Origin of the sequence: Streptomyces sp. KR55 (assembly GCF_052245645.1) — a bacterium.
GTDB classification, from domain to species: Bacteria; Actinomycetota; Actinomycetes; order Streptomycetales; family Streptomycetaceae; genus Streptomyces; species Streptomyces flavusporus.
Window position 1 is genome coordinate 1 of record NZ_JBQQCE010000599.1, and the last position, 2,500, is coordinate 2,500.

Sequence of the window (2,500 nt, forward strand, 5' to 3'; positions counted from 1 at the left end):
ACACAGTGGACGCGAGCAACTGAGGACAAGCCCTCGGCCTATTAGTACCGGTCAACTCCACCCCTTACGGGGCTTCCATATCCGGCCTATCAACCCAGTCGTCTACTGGGAGCCTTACCCTCTTATAGAGGTGGGAGTCCTCATCTCGAAGCAGGCTTCCCGCTTAGATGCTTTCAGCGGTTATCCCTCCCGAACGTAGCCAACCAGCCATGCCCTTGGCAGGACAACTGGCACACCAGAGGTTCGTCCGTCCCGGTCCTCTCGTACTAGGGACAGCCCTTCTCAAGACTCCTGCGCGCACAGCGGATAGGGACCGAACTGTCTCACGACGTTCTAAACCCAGCTCGCGTACCGCTTTAATGGGCGAACAGCCCAACCCTTGGGACCGACTCCAGCCCCAGGATGCGACGAGCCGACATCGAGGTGCCAAACCATCCCGTCGATATGGACTCTTGGGGAAGATCAGCCTGTTATCCCCGGGGTACCTTTTATCCGTTGAGCGACGGCGCTTCCACAAGCCACCGCCGGATCACTAGTCCCGACTTTCGTCCCTGCTCGACCCGTCGGTCTCACAGTCAAGCTCCCTTGTGCACTTACACTCAACACCTGATTGCCAACCAGGCTGAGGGAACCTTTGGGCGCCTCCGTTACCCTTTAGGAGGCAACCGCCCCAGTTAAACTACCCATCAGACACTGTCCCTGATCCGGATCACGGACCCAGGTTAGACATCCAGCACGACCAGACTGGTATTTCAACGACGACTCCCCCCGAACTGGCGTCCGGGGTTCACAGTCTCCCAGCTATCCTACACAAGCCGAACCGAACACCAATATCAAACTGTAGTAAAGGTCCCGGGGTCTTTCCGTCCTGCTGCGCGAAACGAGCATCTTTACTCGTAGTGCAATTTCACCGGGCCTATGGTTGAGACAGTCGAGAAGTCGTTACGCCATTCGTGCAGGTCGGAACTTACCCGACAAGGAATTTCGCTACCTTAGGATGGTTATAGTTACCACCGCCGTTTACTGGCGCTTAAGTTCTCAGCTTCGCCCACCCGAAGGTGAGCTAACCGGTCCCCTTAACGTTCCAGCACCGGGCAGGCGTCAGTCCGTATACATCGCCTTACGGCTTCGCACGGACCTGTGTTTTTAGTAAACAGTCGCTTCTCGCTGGTCTCTGCGGCCACCCCCAGCTCAAGGCGCAAAGCCCATCACCGGGTGTGGCCCCCCTTCTCCCGAAGTTACGGGGGCATTTTGCCGAGTTCCTTAACCATAGTTCACCCGAACGCCTCGGTATTCTCTACCTGACCACCTGAGTCGGTTTAGGGTACGGGCCGCCATGAAACTCGCTAGAGGCTTTTCTCGACAGCATAGGATCATCCACTTCACCACAATCGGCTCGGCATCGGGTCTCAGACTATGTGTCACGCGGATTTACCTACGTGACGTCCTACACCCTTACCCCGGGACAACCACCGCCCGGGATGGACTACCTTCCTGCGTCACCCCATCACTCACCTACTACCAGCTCGGGTCACCGGCTCCACCACTCCGTGCTTGTCCGAAGACGCACACGGCGGTTTCACGGGCTTAGCATCACTGGATTCGGTGTTTGACGCTTCACAGCGGGTACCGGAATATCAACCGGTTATCCATCGACTACGCCTGTCGGCCTCGCCTTAGGTCCCGACTTACCCTGGGCAGATCAGCTTGACCCAGGAACCCTTAGTCAATCGGCGCACACGTTTCTCACGTGTGTATCGCTACTCATGCCTGCATTCTCACTCGTCAACCGTCCACGACTCGCTTACGCGGCCGCTTCACCCGGCAGACGACGCTCCCCTACCCATCACAGCGGGCGTTGGCCCTCATGCTGCAATGACACGACTTCGGCGGTACGCTTGAGCCCCGCTACATTGTCGGCGCGGAATCACTTGACCAGTGAGCTATTACGCACTCTTTCAAGGGTGGCTGCTTCTAAGCCAACCTCCTGGTTGTCTCTGCGACTCCACATCCTTTCCCACTTAGCGTACGCTTAGGGGCCTTAGTCGATGCTCTGGGCTGTTTCCCTCTCGACCATGGAGCTTATCCCCCACAGTCTCACTGCCGCGCTCTCACTTACCGGCATTCGGAGTTTGGCTAAGGTCAGTAACCCGGTAGGGCCCATCGCCTATCCAGTGCTCTACCTCCGGCAAGAAACACACGACGCTGCACCTAAATGCATTTCGGGGAGAACCAGCTATCACGGAGTTTGATTGGCCTTTCACCCCTAACCACAGGTCATCCCCCAGGTTTTCAACCCTGGTGGGTTCGGTCCTCCACGACCTCTTACAGCCGCTTCAACCTGCCCATGGCTAGATCACTCCGCTTCGGGTCTTGAGCATGCTACTGAACCGCCCTGTTCGGACTCGCTTTCGCTACGGCTTCCCCACCCGGGTTAACCTCGCAACACACCGCAAACTCGCAGGCTCATTCTTCAAAAGGCACGCAGTCACGAGAATGT

1 rRNA gene (cut by a window edge) is annotated in these 2,500 nt (G+C 57.3%); it reads right to left on the minus strand.

The features are described 5' to 3' along the window. Positions 1–21: 21 nt before the first annotated feature. Positions 22–2,500, minus strand: a 23S ribosomal RNA gene (locus ACTWQJ_RS46285) (it continues 642 nt past the right edge of the window).